Here is a 15,125-nt window from a genome sequence, read left to right as displayed (position 1 = left end):
AAGCGCGGCCTCCTCGTCGGCACCGCCACCATCACCGCACAGATCAAGTAACACCTGCCGCAACACCGCACCACGAGCACCACCGCACGACGCGAAGAGTCGCTCCGCCGATCAGGGCGGAGCGGCTCTTCGTCATTCGCGGTTCCGCACCGGTACTGCTTCTCCCAGTGGCCGAGCCTACGATCGAGCGAATGCCCGCTCCTCGCTCGACCCAGACCGACGACCGACCCGGGCCGGACGACTTCATCCGCGTCCGTGGCGCCCGCGAGAACAACCTGCGCGACGTCGACGTGGACATCCCCCGCGACCGGATCGTCGCGTTCACCGGCGTCTCCGGCTCCGGCAAGTCCTCGCTCGCCTTCGGCACCGTCTTCGCAGAGGCCCAGCGCCGGTTCCTCGAGTCCGTCGCCCCGTACGCGCGGCGGCTGATCGCGCAGGGGTCCACCCCGCACGTCGACTCGATCACCGGACTGCCGCCCGCCGTCGCGCTGCAACAGCGACGCGGCGCCCCGAGCTCCCGCTCCACCGTCGGCACCATGACCACGCTGTCGAACTCGATGCGCATGCTCTACTCGCGCGCCGGCACCTACCCGTCCGGCGCCGACCGGCTCGAGTCGGACTCCTTCTCGCCGAACACCGTCGCCGGCGCCTGCCCCCGGTGCCACGGCATCGGGACCGCGCACGAGGTCACCGAGGCATCGGCCGTGCACGATCCGTCGCTGAGCATCCGCGACGGCGCGATCACCGCCTGGCCCGGTGCGTGGCAGGGCAAGAACCTGCGCGACGTCACCGCCGTGCTCGGCTACGACATCGAGCGCCCGTGGCGTGAGCTGTCGCGCGAGGACCGCGACTGGCTGCTCTTCACCGAGGAACAGCCCGTCGTGCAGGTGCAGCCGAAGCGCGACCGCGTGGCCAAGCCCTACAAGGGCCGGTTCTGGAGCGCCCGCCAGTTCGTGCTGCACACCCTCGCCGACTCGCGGAGCGAGACCCAGCGCAAGAAGGTGCTGCAGTTCGTCGAGTCCGGCCCGTGCGGGCTGTGCGGCGGAACCGGTCTGACCCGTGCGGCCCTCGCCGTGACGATCGCCGGCCACTCGATCGCCGAGCTGAACGCGCTGCCGCTGACCGGCCTGGCCGACGTCCTGCGTCCGATCGCGGCGATCACGGACGCGGCAGCGGCGACGTCGCGGGCATCGTCCGGCGAGCACACCGAGGTCGCCGTGGCGATCTCCCGCGACCTGCTCACCCGCGTCGAGGTCCTGGTCGGCCTGGGTCTCGGGTACCTGGCGCTCGACCGCGCCACCCCGACGCTCTCCCCCGGCGAGAGCCAGCGGCTGCGGATCGCGACGCAGCTGCGCTCCGGCCTGTTCGGTGTCGTCTACGTGCTCGACGAACCGAGCGCCGGGCTGCACCCCGCCGATGCCGAGTCCCTCGTCGACGTCCTCGACGACCTGCGGGCCGGCGGCAACAGCGTCTTCGTCGTCGAACACGACATGAGCATCGTGCGCAGAGCCGACTGGATCGTCGACGTCGGCCCCCGCGCGGGCACCGGCGGCGGCACCGTCCTGTACAGCGGACCGGTCGCCGGCCTGGCCGAGGTCGAGGCGTCGGTCACCCGGCGCTTCCTGGAGCCCCGGCAGCCGACCGCCGACCGCGCCGTCCGGACCCCGATCGGCACGCTCGAACTCCGCGACCTCACCCTGCACAACCTGCGGGGGCTCGACGTCGACCTGCCGCTCGGTGTCCTCACCGCGGTCACCGGGGTCAGCGGGTCCGGCAAGTCGTCGCTCGTCGGTGGCGTGCTGCCCGGCGTCGCGACCTCGCACCCGCTCATCGACCGCGTCGTGCAGGTCGACCAGAAGCCGATCGGCCGGACGCCCCGCTCGAACCTCGCCACCTACACCGGCCTGTTCGACGCGGTCCGGGCCGCCTTCGCCCAGACCGACGAGGCCAAGGCCCGCGGTTGGGGCGCCGGGCGGTTCTCCTTCAACGTCGCCGGCGGCCGGTGCGAGGTCTGCCAGGGCGAAGGGTCGGTGTCCGTGGAACTCCTCTTCCTGCCCGGCAGCTGGGCCCCGTGCCCCGAGTGCCACGGCTCCCGCTACACCGCCGAGACGCTCGAGGTCCGGTGGAACGGGGCGTCCATCGCCGACGTCCTCGGCATGACCGTCTACGAAGCGGCGTCGTTCCTGGCGTCCCTGCCCGCAGCCGGACGCGGACTCGAGACCCTCCGCGAGGTCGGCCTCGGCTACCTGCGGCTCGGCCAGCCCGCCCCGGAGCTGTCCGGCGGCGAGGCGCAGCGCATCAAGCTCGCCACGGAACTGCAGCGCGCGCGGACCGGCCACACCCTGTACCTGCTCGACGAGCCCACCACCGGCCTGCACCCTGCCGACGTCGAGCTGCTCACCGCACAGCTCGCCCGCCTGACCGACGCGGGCAACACCGTCGTCGTGGTGGAGCACGCCATGGACGTCGTCGCGAGCGCCGACCACGTCATCGACATGGGCCCGTCCGGCGGTGTCGAGGGTGGCCAGGTGGTCGCCTCCGGCACGCCCGTCGAGGTCGCCGCCTCGACCACCAGCCGGACCGCCCCGTACCTGCGGGACCAGCTCGGTCGCTGACGCAGAAGTGCCCGCCAGGATCGCTCCTGACGGGCACTTCGTGGCTGCCGCTGGTTACCGCTGGACCGCTTCCGGAGCGTCGTCGCGGAAGAAGTCGCTGCCACTGTGCGTGTAGCCGACCTCACCCGTCCGACGCCACTGTTTGCGGACGCGCTTGAAGGTGGTGATGCGTGCAGGTTCGACGTTCTCGTCGCTCGTGTAGGCGCTCATGGCTGATCTCCCTGTGTGATTGGCCGTGGTTCCTTTGCCCCCGGGATGGAGGCTAGCGAGGGGCTCGGAGGCGAGTTCGCGATCCGTCCCGGAACGTCCGTGGAACGCAATTCCGGCCGTGCCGAGCGCCGGATCGCGCCCCTCCGGCACCGGGGCGCGCGTCCACGCCGAACTAAGATCCCCTCATGACCGGCGAGACACCCGACGTCGCGACGTCACTCGCGGCCATCAACGAACGGCTGACAGCGCTCGAGGCGTTGGCAACCGACCGGCGGGGCGACGACGACACCGCGTCCACGTTCTGGGTGCTCGACGGGCTCCGTCGGGCGGAATCGCCGTCCGTCGTGTACGCCGGCCTGGTGCCGACCTCTGACAACCGCCAGACGGAGTGGCAGGTCGGGTCCGCGGTTGGCGATCTGGAAGCGCTGCAGTGGGACTCCCTCGCACCGGGCATGGCGGCACTCGGCCATCCGCTCCGGCTCCGGATCCTCCAACTCGTGCACAACGGCGAGGACCGCGTCGCAGACCTCGCCGCAGCACCGGGCATGGGTACCACGGGACAGATCTACCACCACGTGCACCTCTTGGCAGATGCCGGGTGGCTCGTGCCCGCGGGACGGTCTCGCTACGCGATCCCCGCCGAGCGGATCGTCCCCCTCCTCACGCTCATCGCGATCGTCGCTCCCGTTTGAACAAGTGACGATCTGCCCCTTGCCCTCGGGTGCAGCGCATGGCTAGATTACGGTTCATTCGGATGTTTTCTGAAAATCCGTACATTGCTTGGGGGGCAAGCAGCATGTGCACGTGCGTGGGCACCCCGAGCTCGAACCGCTGAAAACGGCGGAAGGGAAAGCTCGGAGATGAAGAACAGGAATCGCAGGGTCCTCCTCGGTGGAGTGGCCGTAGCCGTGGTGATCGGTGCGGGATCGATCGGAACCTCAGCAGCAACCGCGGCAGACACCGCAGAACGGTCGGTCGTCGCGCAGGCTGCGTCGGTCGGCACGCCAGCCAAGAGCAGTGCTCAGCCTGCTGCACCGGTCGCCGTCGCAACCGCGCTCGCGCGGGGGTTCACCGCTGCCAAGGCTCCGCAGGCGGTCTCGCAGGCAGCACGTCAGGGGTCGTTCCTCCAGGGACTCGGCTTCCTCGCCTCGACGCCCGTGAACGCCGACGCGAGCGCACTGCAGGACGCGTACTTCGACCGTTGAGCAGTCGCCGGGCGGTGAGCATGGAGCTCGCCGCCCGGCCTCCCCAAGGAGACCCCCAATGCCAACTGACCTCGATCAGCCGGAGAACCGCCCTGTGCGCCGCCGCCTGCGCGGTGCTGCGGTCGCGCTGAGCCTCGGAATGGTCACACTCTTCGTCGGCTCTGCGCTCTTGCTCGCCGGACCGACCACCCCGCTGACGTTCCGGTTCGCCGGTCCCGTGAGCACCGTCATGCTGCCCCACTTCCCGCAGAACTGGAGCCTGTTCGCGCCGGATCCCCTCAGCGAGGAACGTGGGTTCGCCGCACGCTTCCGCTGCGAGGACGGATCAGAGACCAAGTTCGAAGACGTCACGACCGAGGTGATCACGGCGCTGCAACGGCAGCGCGTCTTCCCCAGCAGGGAGTCCCGCATCATCGGGAACGGGATCCTCGAACGGTTCAAGGAAGACCCGATCCTCAAGGACATCCGCGCTGAGGGAGACGAGCGCGTCCTCGATTCCACGACCGCGGAGGAGATAACCGCTGAAGAGACCGAGGCGCAGGAACGGGCCCAGCTGATGCTCGCGAGGTACAGCGTCGGTGTCCGACCGGACGCCTGCGGCGGCGATACGGTCCGGGCGGTCGAGCTGCGTTACGTGTTCCACGTCCTCCCCGGTTGGTCGAGCAGGCGGGACCTCAGCGCAACGGGAGACGTGACGTACTTCGACTCGGGATGGACCCAGCTGTGAGCGCGATCCGAGGAGCACTCCTCCAACTGACCGTCTGGATGACCGCGGCTCCACGAGCAGCCACTGCCCTCGCCGTCCTCCGGATCGTCGTCGGCGTGCTGGCACTCGTCTACTACCTCCGTGACTACGGCCAACGGCACCTCTTCTTCGGTCCGGACGGCGTCTACGGGAGCGCTGCCGTCGCCGCGACGACGCGGGAACTCGGCACCTTCAACCTCTACTCGCTGTCCGACTCGCCGGTGTACTTCGAGGTCGTCTTCCACGCTGCGATCCTCGCGGCGGCCGCTGTGACCATCGGCTTCGGCGGCCGCTGGGCGATCGCGGTCCACTACGTGCTCCTCTGGTCCACCTACGGCCAGAACCCGGCGCTGCTGGACGGGGGAGACAACCTGCAGATGATCGTCGTCCCAGCGTTGGTGCTCACCGAGTGCACTTCCCGACTGGGCGTGCACATCCGGCCGCGGGTCAACACACCCGGCCTCGTCCGTTCGACCCTGCACAACACCGGCCTCCTGCTCATCGCCGGTCAGATCTGCGTCGTCTACCTGATGTCCGGCCTCTACAAGGTGCAGGGCCCGCTCTGGCAGGACGGGACGGCGCTCTACTCGATCCTCCGAGTGCCTGACTTCTACTTCCCGGGGGTCACGGAGCTGCTCTTCGCCTCCGACACGCTGCTCGTCCTGGGTGCGTACGGAACCGTTCTCAGCTCGATCGCCTTCCCGGTGCTGATCATCTTCCGACGAGGCCGTCTCCCGGCCGTGCTCATGATGACCGCGTTCCACCTGAGCATCGCGTTCTTCATGGGCTTGACCGCCTTCGCTGCGATCATGGTTGCCTGCGACCTGGTCTTCGTGAGTGGGCACGTCGAGCGTGTGCTCGTCCGAGCGCGTTCATCCATCGGACCGCTCCGCTTCCGCCCCAGCCGGGTGCGCGGTTCGACACCAGTTCCCGACACGACCAGATCAGGAGTACGAGCGTGACCGCTGCGAACCGAGCCGTGATCATCGACGAAGGGGGCGACGTCACCGCAGACCTCGGCGATCGCTACGAAGCGGACGCGCTGGTGGAGTGGGCGAGCGTCACGAAGACCGTGACCGCCGCCGCCGTGCTCGTCCTCCTCGCTGAACGGGACATCCCACGGGACACCCCCGCCCGGGACCTGTTGCCGGACGTCCCCGACGACGCCACCTACACGGTCGACGACTTGATCCGACACCGCTCGGGCCTGCCCCGTGTGCACCAGGGCATGTCGGCCGGGATCGTCGGCGACCCGTACGCGGACGTGTCCGAGGCGGACATCACGCGTGCGCTGCGCCAGACCCCGACGACACCGGGTGAGCGGGACTACTCCAACCTCGGCTACGCGGTGCTCGGTCGGCTGCTCGAGCACGTCGCGCAGGAGGCATGGTCCACGGTCGCCGAGCGGACGGTCCTGGCTCCGCTCGGCATCACCAGCGCCACCCTCGACCCGGCACCCGAACGACGAACCCTGCTCCGGTCGTGGCGGGGCCGTCCCCGTGAACCCTGGACCGTCGGATCAGGTCCCTACGCACCGGCCGCCGGGATCTGGTCGACCATGTCCGACCTCCTGCGCTTCGGCGTGGGGATCGGACGCATCGAGCCGGACTTCCTGGCGTGGGAGCACCGCGACGGGCTGATCTGGCACAGCGGGCAGACACGGGACGCCGGCATCTGCCTGCTCCGTCACGGCGACGTCACGATCGCGTCGCACGCCCTCGGCGCAGCGCCCGGAGCCGCTGACCGGCTCGCCGTCCGACGCCTCCGTGCCGTGGGAGTCGTCGCGTGAGCGCCGGTACGCGAGCTGGAGATGTCCTGCAGGTGGCCCTGGAGGACTCCCGGCAGAGCTCGTTCAAGCGTCTGGCCCGGACGACGGCGGCATTGGCCCTGGCCGCGATGGGCGGTGCCGGTGAGGACTTCCTGCCGAGCTTCGACCTGGTCGTCCGCCGTCGTGACGACGGCGCGGAGGTCCTCCGGACGCGAGCCGGAGACGCGGATCAGGCCGAACGGCTCCTCGAGACCGTGGAACGAGACCTGGACGAGAAGGACGTCACGACGTTCGTCAGCGAGTGGCGCGTCATCGAGCGCTGAGGGAGCGCGCTGGCGGACTCAGGAACGCAGGCCGAGCACCAGGTCGTGGACCACACGCGCTGCGCGTGCCGCGGCGTCGTCCAGGTGCTCACGGAACTCGGCACCGTCCGGCGCGCAGAGGTCGCTGATGCACCGGACCGACACGAACGGCATGTCGTGCACGTGGGCGAACTGCGCGATCGCGGCCGACTCCATGTCGACCGCGGCCACCTCGGGAAACGCGACCCGGAGTGCGCGGGCACGACCCTCAGTCACGAAGACCTCGCTCGAGCCGATCGTCGCCGACCGCAGGGGCCACGCGATGTCGGCGCCCATCGCGAGTTCGACGAGCCGGGCGTCCGGCGCGTAGCCGGTCGGCATGCCGGGGACCTGGCCCAGGGCGTAGCCGAACGCGGTGGCGTCGGCGTTGAGGTTGACGTACCGGTCGCCGACCACGACGTCACCGATGGCGACACCGTGCATGAGCCCACCGGCGGTCCCGACGCTGATCACCGGGATGCCCGGGCCGAAGTCGTGGAAGCCGTGGGCGACGGCGGCCGTGGCGTTCGTGAAGCCGATGCCGCTGCGGCGCACGACGACCGTGGCGCCGCCGATGTCGAGCAGCTGGTGCGGGTCGTGGCCACCGACGGGGCCGTCGAGGACCGGGACACCGCCGAAGAGGTCGGCGAAGGCCGAGACCTCTTCGCTCATGGCCGCGATGATGATCGCGACGGGTTGCTGCTGCACTGATCGATCCTCCCACGCCGGGCGCGCGTGGACGTGCAGGTCGGATGGTCGCGGTCGCTACCGGCGGGGGTCCTGGCGGGCCAGCTCGTCGGCGACGAAGGCGGCGAGCGCGTCGGCGCCGAAGTGGTCGTCGGCGGTGATGGTGACGACGGCGCCGGGGTCGTTGCTCGCCTCGGTCTCGTCGAACAGCAGCATCTGCCCGTACGCACCGTGCAGCCGCCAGAGTCGGCCGGGACCACCCCACCCGGCCATCGCGTACCGCTCGTAGCCGGGGCCGGTGCCCTCGCGCTCGACCCAGTCGGTGTGCATCGCGTCGCACCACCGCGCGCTGACGATCCGCTGTCCGTCGGCGACCCCGCGGTCGCGGATCAGGCGTCCGATGCGGGCGAGTTCCTCGGTGCGGAGCGACAGTCCCTCGCCGCCGGCGACGAACCCGTTCGGGCAGCGTCGCCACTCGACGTCCTGGATGCCGAGCGGCGCGAACAGTCGCTCGGTGACGAACGCGCCGACGTCCCCGACCCGGGTCTCGAGCACGCGCATCGCCGTGTAGGTGCTGGCGTTCGCGTACTGGAACACCCGGCCGCGGGACGGTCGCCGCAGGAACTCGGCCGCCAGGTCCGGCCAGTCCGTCAGCTCGGTCGCCGACCAGGGCATGTCGATCCCGCTGGTCATGGTGAGCAGGTGGCGGAGGGTGACCCGGTCGACGCCGTCGCCGAGCGCGAGCCCGGTCTCCGCACCGAGGCCGGTGCCGACCAGGGACGTCGCGATCGGTTCGTCGACGTCGACCAGGCCGTCGTCGGCCGCGATGCCGGTGGCCAGGACGCAGACGCCCTTCGCGGCGGAGTGGATCTCGCGTCGGACGTCGGGGGTCCAGCGGTGCTCGGCGACGTCGTCCGCGGTGCTCTCGGCGCCCGGAGCCGCAGTCCGCGTGCGCACGTGGATGCCGTGTGCGGCGAACCCGGTGGTGTCGATGTGCCGGACGACGGCGTCGAGGATGGTCGCGGCGGTGTGCACACCCCCATCCTCTCGTGGCCGCGCGGCTGCGGGCACGGGCAGGGGCCGCCGCGTACCGTCCGGCTCGTGTCCGACGAACAGCCCCGCCGCCCCGATCCCACCCGCGTCGGCGACCAGCCCGCACTCCGGACGGCGTCGGGCTCGAACTGGCTCGTGTGGGGAGCCGTCACGGCCGTGATCGTCGCCGCGGTGATGGTGCTCATGGCGATCCGGGCGCCGGCGATCGGCTGGCCGGCGCTCGTGCTCGTCGTCGTGTTGTTCGTGACGATGGTCGTGGTGCGCGCCGCCGTCCGGCCGCAGCGCACCCGACTCGTCACCCTGGCCCTGCTCGACCTCGGCATCGTGGTCGTCGGACTGGTGGCGACCCTGGCGGTCCTGTACTCGACGCCGGTCGGCTGATGCCGCGATGGCATGTTGATAACGGTTCTCACTAAGATGGTGTGCAGCGACCACGCCACGGTGGCCGTTCCATCGACGCAGCCGCAGCTGCTGGGAAGACCGACCCCATGCCAGCACCACACCCCACCGAGACCCTCGACGCCCTCGTGGTCGGAGCCGGACCGGCCGGCGTCGGCACCGGCCTGGCACTCCACGCCGTCGACGGCCTGCTGTTCGGCGTCGTCGAACGCGGCGTCGTCGGGGACACGTTCCGTCGGTGGCCGGAGCACCAGCGGTTCCTGACGCCGTCCTTCACCGGCAACGGGTTCGGGGCGACCGACCTCAACGCGGTCCACCCGCGCACCTCACCCGCCTACAGCCTGGGGACCGACTACCCGTCCGGGCCCGAGTACGCCCGGTACCTGCGGGGCGTCGTCGCGGCCTTCCACCTGCCGACCCTGCTCGACACCGAGGTCGAGCGCATCGAGCCGGACGACGACGGCTTCCGCGTGACCACGAGCCGCGGCCCCGTCATCACCCGGAACGTGGTCTGGGCCGGCGGCGAGTTCTCCGACCCGATCCTGCCCCGCTGCGCCGGCACCTCGCTCGGGGTGCACGCGTCCGCCGAGGCAGCCTGGGTGGCGCGGTCCGGACACGTGGTGGTCGTGGGTGGCTTCGAGTCCGGCATCGACCTGGCGTGCCACCACGTCGAACAGGGGGCGACGGTGACGGTCGTCGACCCGTCCCACCCCTGGGACGCCGGCAGCGGGTCGGACCCGTCGTTCCGCCTCGCCCCGCGCACCCGTCAACGGCTCGCGGCCGCGCGGGCCAGCGGACGCCTCACCCTGGTCGACGACGGCCAGGTCACCGGCATCAAACGATCCGGAGACGGGTTCACCGTCGGCGTCGCCGGACGGACCGCCCTGGTCGCGGACGCGCCACCGATCCTCGCCACCGGGTACGGGCCGGGGCTCGGACCGGCCGCGAGCCTGTTCGACACCCGCGCGGACGGCTGGCCGCTGCTCACCGAGGACGACGAGTCGACCACCACGCCCGGGCTGTTCCTGGCCGGCACGGCGCTCCGGCACGGTGGGCTGCAGTTCTGCTTCGTGTACAAGTTCCGGCAGCGGTTCGCCCACGTCGCCCGCGTCATCGGCGAACGAGCCGGGCGCGACTGCAGTGCCCTGCAGGAGTGGGACGACGCCGGGATGCTCACCGACGACCTGAGCTGCTGTGGTGTCGAATGCGCGTGCTGATGCCGGCACAGCGGGCCGCCCGCCCCGCCGGTGCACGACTCTGGGCCACCCCCGCGATCGTCGGCGGCGCCATCCTGCTCGGGTCGGTGATCGGGGGCATCTCGCCCTCGGCCGGCGACGCGATGGGCTCGGTGGTGGACGTGTTGGTGATCACCCTGGTCGTCGCCCTGTTCGTCGACGTCCCCCTGCACCGCCTGCCCCGAACGCCCGGCGCCTGGAAGGTCATCGGCATCGCCTGGAGCATGAACTTCCTGCTCGCCCCGCTCGTCGCGTTCCTGCTCACCCGCGTGGCCCTGCCCGGACACCCGGCCGTGCAGCTCGGCGTGATGCTGTACTTCCTGGCACCCTGCACCGACTGGTTCCTGGCGTTCACCCGCCTGAGCGACGGGGACACCGCCGCGGGGGCGACCCTGCTGCCGATCAACATGGTCACCCAGCTGCTGCTGTTCCCGGTGTGGATCACGGTCCTGGGCGGCAACGCCGGCATCGACGCCGTGGGTACCATCGGCACCCTGCTGCAGTGGTTCGTCCTGCCCGCCGCGATCGCCGTGGTGATCCGCCTCGGGGTCTCACTGCTGCCCGACGGCGCTCGAGGCCGCGCCGCCGCCCTGCCCGGCCGCGCGGTCCCCTGGATCGTGGGCGCGATGGTCGCCGGGCTCTTCGCCTCGCACATCGCGCTGCTGCTGGCGAACCTGCCGGTGTTCGTCGCCGTACTGGGGTGCGCGGTGGTCTTCTTCGCCGTGATGTTCATCGCGGCCGATTGGGCGTCACGCCTCGCCGCCCTGTCGTACCCGCGGTCGGCGCTGCTCGCGATGACGACGGCGGCCCGCAACGCACCCCTGATGATCGGGCTGACGAGCGCCGCACTCCCCCACCAGCCGCTGGTCACCACGGCGATCGTCGTCGGCATGCTCGTCGAGTTCCCGCACCTGCTCGCGGTCCGCCACCTGCTGCTGCGTCGGCGACGTGGTCAGCACGCCGGGCGACGCCTGCGCGGCACCGCGGCATGGGGGCACCCGTGACGCACCGGGTCCGACTCGTCGTCGTCCCGACCGAGCGGCGGGTGATCGAGACCGAGCACGACGACCGGCGGACGGCGCTCCTGCTCGCGCTGGGCCAGGTGCCGCTCGGGTACACGGTCACCGACGTCGACGTGCTGCCGGAGCACGGGGACACCGAGTCCGACCCCGCGGAGCCGGGCCGACACTGAGCCGGCCGTCAGCGGCGGACGAGCACCCCGGCGACGAGTCGGAGCAGCAGGGCGACCACGCCGACCACGGCGATGCCGACCGACACGACCGTCGCCATCAGCAGTCGAAGGCCGTCCGGCACCGCCGTCTCGTCGGACGCGGGGAGGAACGCCGTCGCGACGAACACGCACCCCGCGGCGATCAGGAACAACACCCCGATGATCGTCACGGCCCGCAGCGCGGCGGGCACCGGTTCGTGGTCACCCGGTCGAGCCGGACGAGCCCTGGCCCCCTCGGTCTCCCAGTCCGCCAGTTCCGTCATGGTGGTCCCCCTTCGTCGGGACGATCGTAGGGCCCGGACCGGCCCCGACGGCGCTGGTGCGGCCCGAGACGGGCACGATGCCGGACGGGAGGCCCGTGACGGGCCCGCACCGCGCCTCCAGTCCGGTGCCGGTCGCGACCAGTGCGCGTGGCCGGCTACGCGCTGTCGGTCACCGTCGGCTGCGCCTGCCGCAGCCCGGTGACCAGGAGGGTCACGATCGTCCGGACGTCGTAGTCGGGGTCCTGGGGGCTCCACGCCACCAGGTCGCCGACGGCCCGGAGCAGCTGGTACGGCGGGGTCGGCGCGGCCACCTCGCCGGACGCCCGCGCGGCGTCGAGCAGCCGGCCGAGCACGGGCACGAGCTCGTCGACGAACAGGGTGTGCAGCGCCGTGAAGCCGTCGGCGTCGCCCTCCCAGACGCGCGCCAGACCGTGCTTGGTGCCGAGGAAGTCGACGAACTGGTGCACCCAGCGCAGCAGGGCGGCGAACGGCGTCGGCTCGGAGCCGAGCAGCGCCGGCCCGGCGTCGACCAGAGCCTCGATCTGGTGCCGGTAGACGGCGACGACCAGGTCCGAACGGGTCGGGAAGTGCCGGTAGAGCGTGCCCACCCCGACACCGGCGGCGGTGGCGACCTCGCGGACCGGTGCGCCGACGCCCGAGGCCGTGAAGACCGCGGCAGCGGCGTCGAGGATCGTGCGCTCGTTGCGCTCGACGTCGCGACGGCGACGCGGCACGGGGTCGGTCGACGGGGTGCTCATGCGTCGATCATCGCACGACGCAGACGGAATGCGGAACAATGCTCCGCTTCCTCTTGCAATCCGGATCGTTGTTCCGTATCGTTCCGGAACGTCGCTCCGTTTCGGACGACGATCGCTCCGACCACGGGCGACACCGCACCCGGAAAGGCCCACATGGCACCCACAGCACCTCGACCGCAGGTCATCAGCGTGCGCCCCGTCACGCTTCCCGCACCCTCGCGCGGTCAGGACCTCGAGGTCCGGATCACCGCACCGACGACCGGAACGGACCTGCCCGTCATCGTCTTCGCCCACGGCTTCGGCCAGTCCATGACCGGCGGCGACCCCCTGGTCGACCACTGGACCGCGAACGGCTTCGTCGTCGTCCAACCGACCTTCCTCGACGCGAAGACCTACGGGCTGACGCTCGAGGACCCGCGCTACCCGACCATCTGGCAGACGCGCGTCGACGACCTCGAGCGGGTGCTCGACGACCTCGACCAGATCATCGACGCGGTCCCCGGCCTGAGCGGGCGTGTCGACACCGCACGCCTCGCCGCGGTCGGACATTCGTGGGGCGGACAGTCCGTGAGCATGCTGCTCGGGGCCCGCGTCCTGGACGCCGACGGGCGGCCGGGCGAGGACCGCACCGACCACCGCGTGCGCGCCGGGGTCCTGCTGTCCACCACCGGGATCGCGCGCGGCGACCTCGCGCCGTTCGCGCAGGAGCACTTCGCGTTCATGAGCCCCGACTTCAGCCAGCTGCACACCCCGTCACTGGTCGTCGCCGGCGACCACGACCAGTCCCAGCTCTCGACGCGAGGTCCGGACTGGTTCACCGACGTCTACCACCTGAGCCCCGGCGCGCGGCACCTGGTGACCGTCCACGGCGGCGAGCACCTGCTCGGCGGGATCCAGGACTACGAGTCGACCGCCACCACGGACGAGAGCCCCGAGCGTGTGGACCTCGTCCGCCACACCACGACGGCGTTCCTCCGGACCGAGCTCGGGCTCGACCCCGACGCGTGGTCGGCGATCGCCGACGCCGTCGGCCCTGCCACCGCCGTCGGCTCTGCTGCCGCGGTCTCGGCCGGCCCTGCTGCCGCCGTCGGCCACATCGAATCGAAGGAACACCACTCGTGATCACCGACCAGCACCCCCTGCCCAGCGGCTTCACCGCCGCGTCCACCGCCGCCGACGTCCTGCACGGCGTCGACCTGATCGGCCGGAACGTCGTCGTGACCGGCGGCCACAGCCGCCTCGGCCGCGAGACCAGCCGCGCCCTCGCGGCGGCCGGCGCCGACGTCACCGTCGCCTCCCGCGACGTCGACCGGGCATCCGCAGCCGTCGCCGACATCCCGGGCATCCACGTCGAGGCCCTCGACCTCACCGACCCGTCGTCGGTCGATGCCTTCGCCGCGCGCTGGTCGGCCTCCGGCCGCCCGCTGCACATGCTCGTGAACAGTGCCGCGATGCTCTTCACCCCGGACCGCCGGCTCGACGGCCGCGGCAACGAACTGGCGTTCTCGACGACGCACCTCGGGCACTTCCAGCTCACGCGGGCGCTCCTCCCCGCCCTCCTGGAGGCCCGTGGTGCGCGGGTCCTGACCGTCACCTCCGGTGCGGCGCGGTTCGGGCAGATCCGGTGGGACGACCTGACGTTCGCCCACGGGTACGACCCGGTCACCGCGTACGGGCAGTCGAAGCGCGCCAACGTCCTGTTCACGGTGGAGCTCGACCGGCGGTACGCCGACCAGGGCATCCGCGCCTTCGCCGCGCACCCTGGCGTCATCATCGGACCCGGCCCGCACGACGCGGCTGTGCTTGCGTCGTACCGCGAGCAGGGACTGGTCGACGACCACGGGGTGACCGTCATCGATCCCGAGGTCGGCAAGAAGACCGTCGAGCAGGGCGCCGCGACGCTCGTGTTCGGTGCCGCGAGCCCGTTGCTCGACGGCGTCGGCGGGGTCTACCTGAAGGACAGCGACGTCGCCGTGATCGACGACCGGGTCCTGCCCCTCACCGCCGACCGCATCCCGTCGGACGCGAACTCCGCGATGCTCGACGCCGACGATGCCCGGCGCCTGTGGGGGGTCAGCGAGGGACTCCTGGTCTGATCGCCGTCGGCCGGGGGCCTCATCTGCCCACTGTTCTCGTCGTCCTCGCTACTGTGTGACGGTGCTGACCGTGCGGATCGAGAGCCCCCGACAGGACGACGTCCTGCACCTGCTGCAGCAGGGCGACGACTACGGACTGAGCCTCTACCCGGCCGAGAACTACCACGCCCTCGACGTCGACGACCTGGACCAGCCCGACGTCACGTTCCTGGTGGCGCGCCAGGACGGCACCGCCCTCGGCACGGTGGCGCTCGTCGACGCCGGCGACGGCACCGGCGAGGTCAAGCGCATGTTCGTGAGCGACGCCGCGCGTGGGCTCGGCGTCGGGACGCGGCTGCTCGACGCCCTGCACGACCGGGCCCGCGCGGTCGGCATCGGGACCGTCCGGCTCGAGACCGGTCTGCCGCAGGCCGCGGCCATCGCGCTGTACCGGAAGGCCGGGTACGCGGACATCCCCCGGTTCGGCCCCTACGTCGACGACCCGACGAGCGTGTGCATGGAGCAGCAGCTCGTCTGACC

General features: G+C 71.5%; 19 protein-coding genes. 14 read left to right on the top strand and 5 right to left on the bottom strand.

The genetic code is table 11. The features are described 5' to 3' along the window. Positions 1-191 precede the first annotated feature (191 nt). Positions 192-2,615 (top strand): excinuclease ABC subunit UvrA, encoded by a 2,424-nt coding sequence (locus tag QRN49_RS10625; RefSeq protein ID WP_284755666.1) that lies wholly within the window; start codon positions 192-194, stop codon positions 2,613-2,615. Positions 2,616-2,669: 54 nt separating this feature from the next. Here QRN49_RS10625 and QRN49_RS10620 read toward each other — a convergent pair whose 3' ends face one another. After that, positions 2,670-2,825, bottom strand: coding sequence for a hypothetical protein (locus QRN49_RS10620; RefSeq protein ID WP_155896774.1), 156 nt, complete (start codon positions 2,823-2,825; stop codon positions 2,670-2,672). Between the two features lie 185 nt (positions 2,826-3,010). Between QRN49_RS10620 and QRN49_RS10615 the strand changes: the two genes are divergently transcribed. The 6 genes from QRN49_RS10615 (at position 3,011) to QRN49_RS10590 (ending at position 6,866) form a co-directional block, all read left to right on the top strand. Further along, a complete protein-coding gene (locus QRN49_RS10615; protein WP_052481672.1) occupies positions 3,011-3,517 on the top strand; it encodes an ArsR/SmtB family transcription factor in 507 nt (168 codons plus the stop codon). 168 nt (positions 3,518-3,685) lie between these two features. Then, complete coding sequence (locus QRN49_RS10610) at positions 3,686-4,030, top strand: hypothetical protein (RefSeq protein WP_146247656.1); 345 nt, start codon at positions 3,686-3,688, stop codon at positions 4,028-4,030. Between the two features lie 94 nt (positions 4,031-4,124). Further along, on the top strand, positions 4,125-4,757 hold the full coding sequence (locus QRN49_RS10605) for a DUF5819 family protein (protein ID WP_284755663.1): 633 nt from the start codon (positions 4,125-4,127) through the stop codon (positions 4,755-4,757). Then, positions 4,754-5,737 carry an HTTM domain-containing protein gene (locus tag QRN49_RS10600; protein WP_209080145.1) on the top strand — a complete coding sequence of 328 codons (984 nt, stop codon included), beginning with the start codon at positions 4,754-4,756 and terminating at the stop codon, positions 5,735-5,737. Before QRN49_RS10605 ends, QRN49_RS10600 begins: the two co-directional genes overlap by 4 nt. Beyond that, the gene (locus tag QRN49_RS10595; protein WP_284755659.1) at positions 5,734-6,564 is read left to right on the top strand and encodes a serine hydrolase domain-containing protein; all 831 of its coding nucleotides are present in this window, start codon (positions 5,734-5,736) and stop codon (positions 6,562-6,564) included. The genes QRN49_RS10600 and QRN49_RS10595 overlap by 4 nt, the downstream gene beginning before the upstream one ends. After that, positions 6,561-6,866: a hypothetical protein gene (locus QRN49_RS10590; RefSeq protein WP_146245902.1), complete on the top strand. Its 306-nt coding sequence runs from the start codon at positions 6,561-6,563 to the stop codon at positions 6,864-6,866. Before QRN49_RS10595 ends, QRN49_RS10590 begins: the two co-directional genes overlap by 4 nt. 18 nt (positions 6,867-6,884) lie before the next feature. Here the strand turns inward: QRN49_RS10590 and mtnN are convergent, their stop codons facing one another. After that, positions 6,885-7,592: a 5'-methylthioadenosine/S-adenosylhomocysteine nucleosidase gene (mtnN, locus tag QRN49_RS10585; protein ID WP_110864380.1), complete on the bottom strand. Its 708-nt coding sequence runs from the start codon at positions 7,590-7,592 to the stop codon at positions 6,885-6,887. Positions 7,593-7,649: 57 nt separating this feature from the next. Beyond that, on the bottom strand, positions 7,650-8,606 hold the full coding sequence (locus tag QRN49_RS10580) for a serine hydrolase domain-containing protein (protein WP_284755654.1): 957 nt from the start codon (positions 8,604-8,606) through the stop codon (positions 7,650-7,652). A gap of 66 nt (positions 8,607-8,672) precedes the next feature. On the opposite strand from QRN49_RS10580, the gene QRN49_RS10575 reads away from it, so the two are divergent. The 4 genes from QRN49_RS10575 (at position 8,673) to QRN49_RS10560 (ending at position 11,450) form a co-directional block, all read left to right on the top strand. Next, entirely contained in the window at positions 8,673-9,005 is a 333-nt protein-coding gene (locus QRN49_RS10575; RefSeq protein ID WP_111025009.1) for a hypothetical protein, read from the top strand. A 107-nt stretch (positions 9,006-9,112) separates the two neighbouring features. Next, the gene (locus tag QRN49_RS10570) at positions 9,113-10,240 is read left to right on the top strand and encodes an NAD(P)/FAD-dependent oxidoreductase (RefSeq protein ID WP_284755652.1); all 1,128 of its coding nucleotides are present in this window, start codon (positions 9,113-9,115) and stop codon (positions 10,238-10,240) included. Further along, positions 10,240-11,262, top strand: coding sequence for an arsenic resistance protein (locus QRN49_RS10565; RefSeq protein WP_284755650.1), 1,023 nt, complete (start codon positions 10,240-10,242; stop codon positions 11,260-11,262). Before QRN49_RS10570 ends, QRN49_RS10565 begins: the two co-directional genes overlap by 1 nt. Continuing rightward, positions 11,259-11,450 (top strand): hypothetical protein, encoded by a 192-nt coding sequence (locus QRN49_RS10560; RefSeq protein ID WP_282818958.1) that lies wholly within the window; start codon positions 11,259-11,261, stop codon positions 11,448-11,450. The genes QRN49_RS10565 and QRN49_RS10560 overlap by 4 nt, the downstream gene beginning before the upstream one ends. A gap of 8 nt (positions 11,451-11,458) precedes the next feature. Here the strand turns inward: QRN49_RS10560 and QRN49_RS10555 are convergent, their stop codons facing one another. Together QRN49_RS10555 and QRN49_RS10550 are read right to left on the bottom strand one after the other, a co-directional pair. After that, positions 11,459-11,752, bottom strand: a complete 294-nt coding sequence (locus QRN49_RS10555; RefSeq protein ID WP_282818957.1) for a hypothetical protein — start codon at positions 11,750-11,752, stop codon at positions 11,459-11,461. A gap of 155 nt (positions 11,753-11,907) precedes the next feature. Further along, entirely contained in the window at positions 11,908-12,510 is a 603-nt protein-coding gene (locus tag QRN49_RS10550; protein WP_111046717.1) for a TetR/AcrR family transcriptional regulator, read from the bottom strand. Between the two features lie 153 nt (positions 12,511-12,663). Here QRN49_RS10550 and QRN49_RS10545 point away from each other — a divergent pair, with 153 nt between their 5' ends. The 3 genes from QRN49_RS10545 (at position 12,664) to QRN49_RS10535 (ending at position 15,123) form a co-directional block, all read left to right on the top strand. Then, complete coding sequence (locus QRN49_RS10545; protein WP_284755646.1) at positions 12,664-13,632, top strand: alpha/beta hydrolase family protein; 969 nt, start codon at positions 12,664-12,666, stop codon at positions 13,630-13,632. Next, positions 13,629-14,606 carry an SDR family NAD(P)-dependent oxidoreductase gene (locus QRN49_RS10540; RefSeq protein WP_284755644.1) on the top strand — a complete coding sequence of 326 codons (978 nt, stop codon included), beginning with the start codon at positions 13,629-13,631 and terminating at the stop codon, positions 14,604-14,606. The genes QRN49_RS10545 and QRN49_RS10540 overlap by 4 nt, the downstream gene beginning before the upstream one ends. A gap of 61 nt (positions 14,607-14,667) precedes the next feature. After that, on the top strand, positions 14,668-15,123 hold the full coding sequence (locus QRN49_RS10535; RefSeq protein ID WP_258375122.1) for a GNAT family N-acetyltransferase: 456 nt from the start codon (positions 14,668-14,670) through the stop codon (positions 15,121-15,123). Positions 15,124-15,125 lie beyond the last annotated feature (2 nt).

The sequence above is a fragment of the Curtobacterium sp. ME-Dv--P-122a genome (assembly GCF_030209645.1).
Taxonomy (GTDB): domain Bacteria; phylum Actinomycetota; class Actinomycetes; order Actinomycetales; family Microbacteriaceae; genus Curtobacterium; species Curtobacterium flaccumfaciens.
Note: the sequence above shows the minus strand (reverse complement) of the source record. Positions and strands in the feature narration are given on the sequence as shown.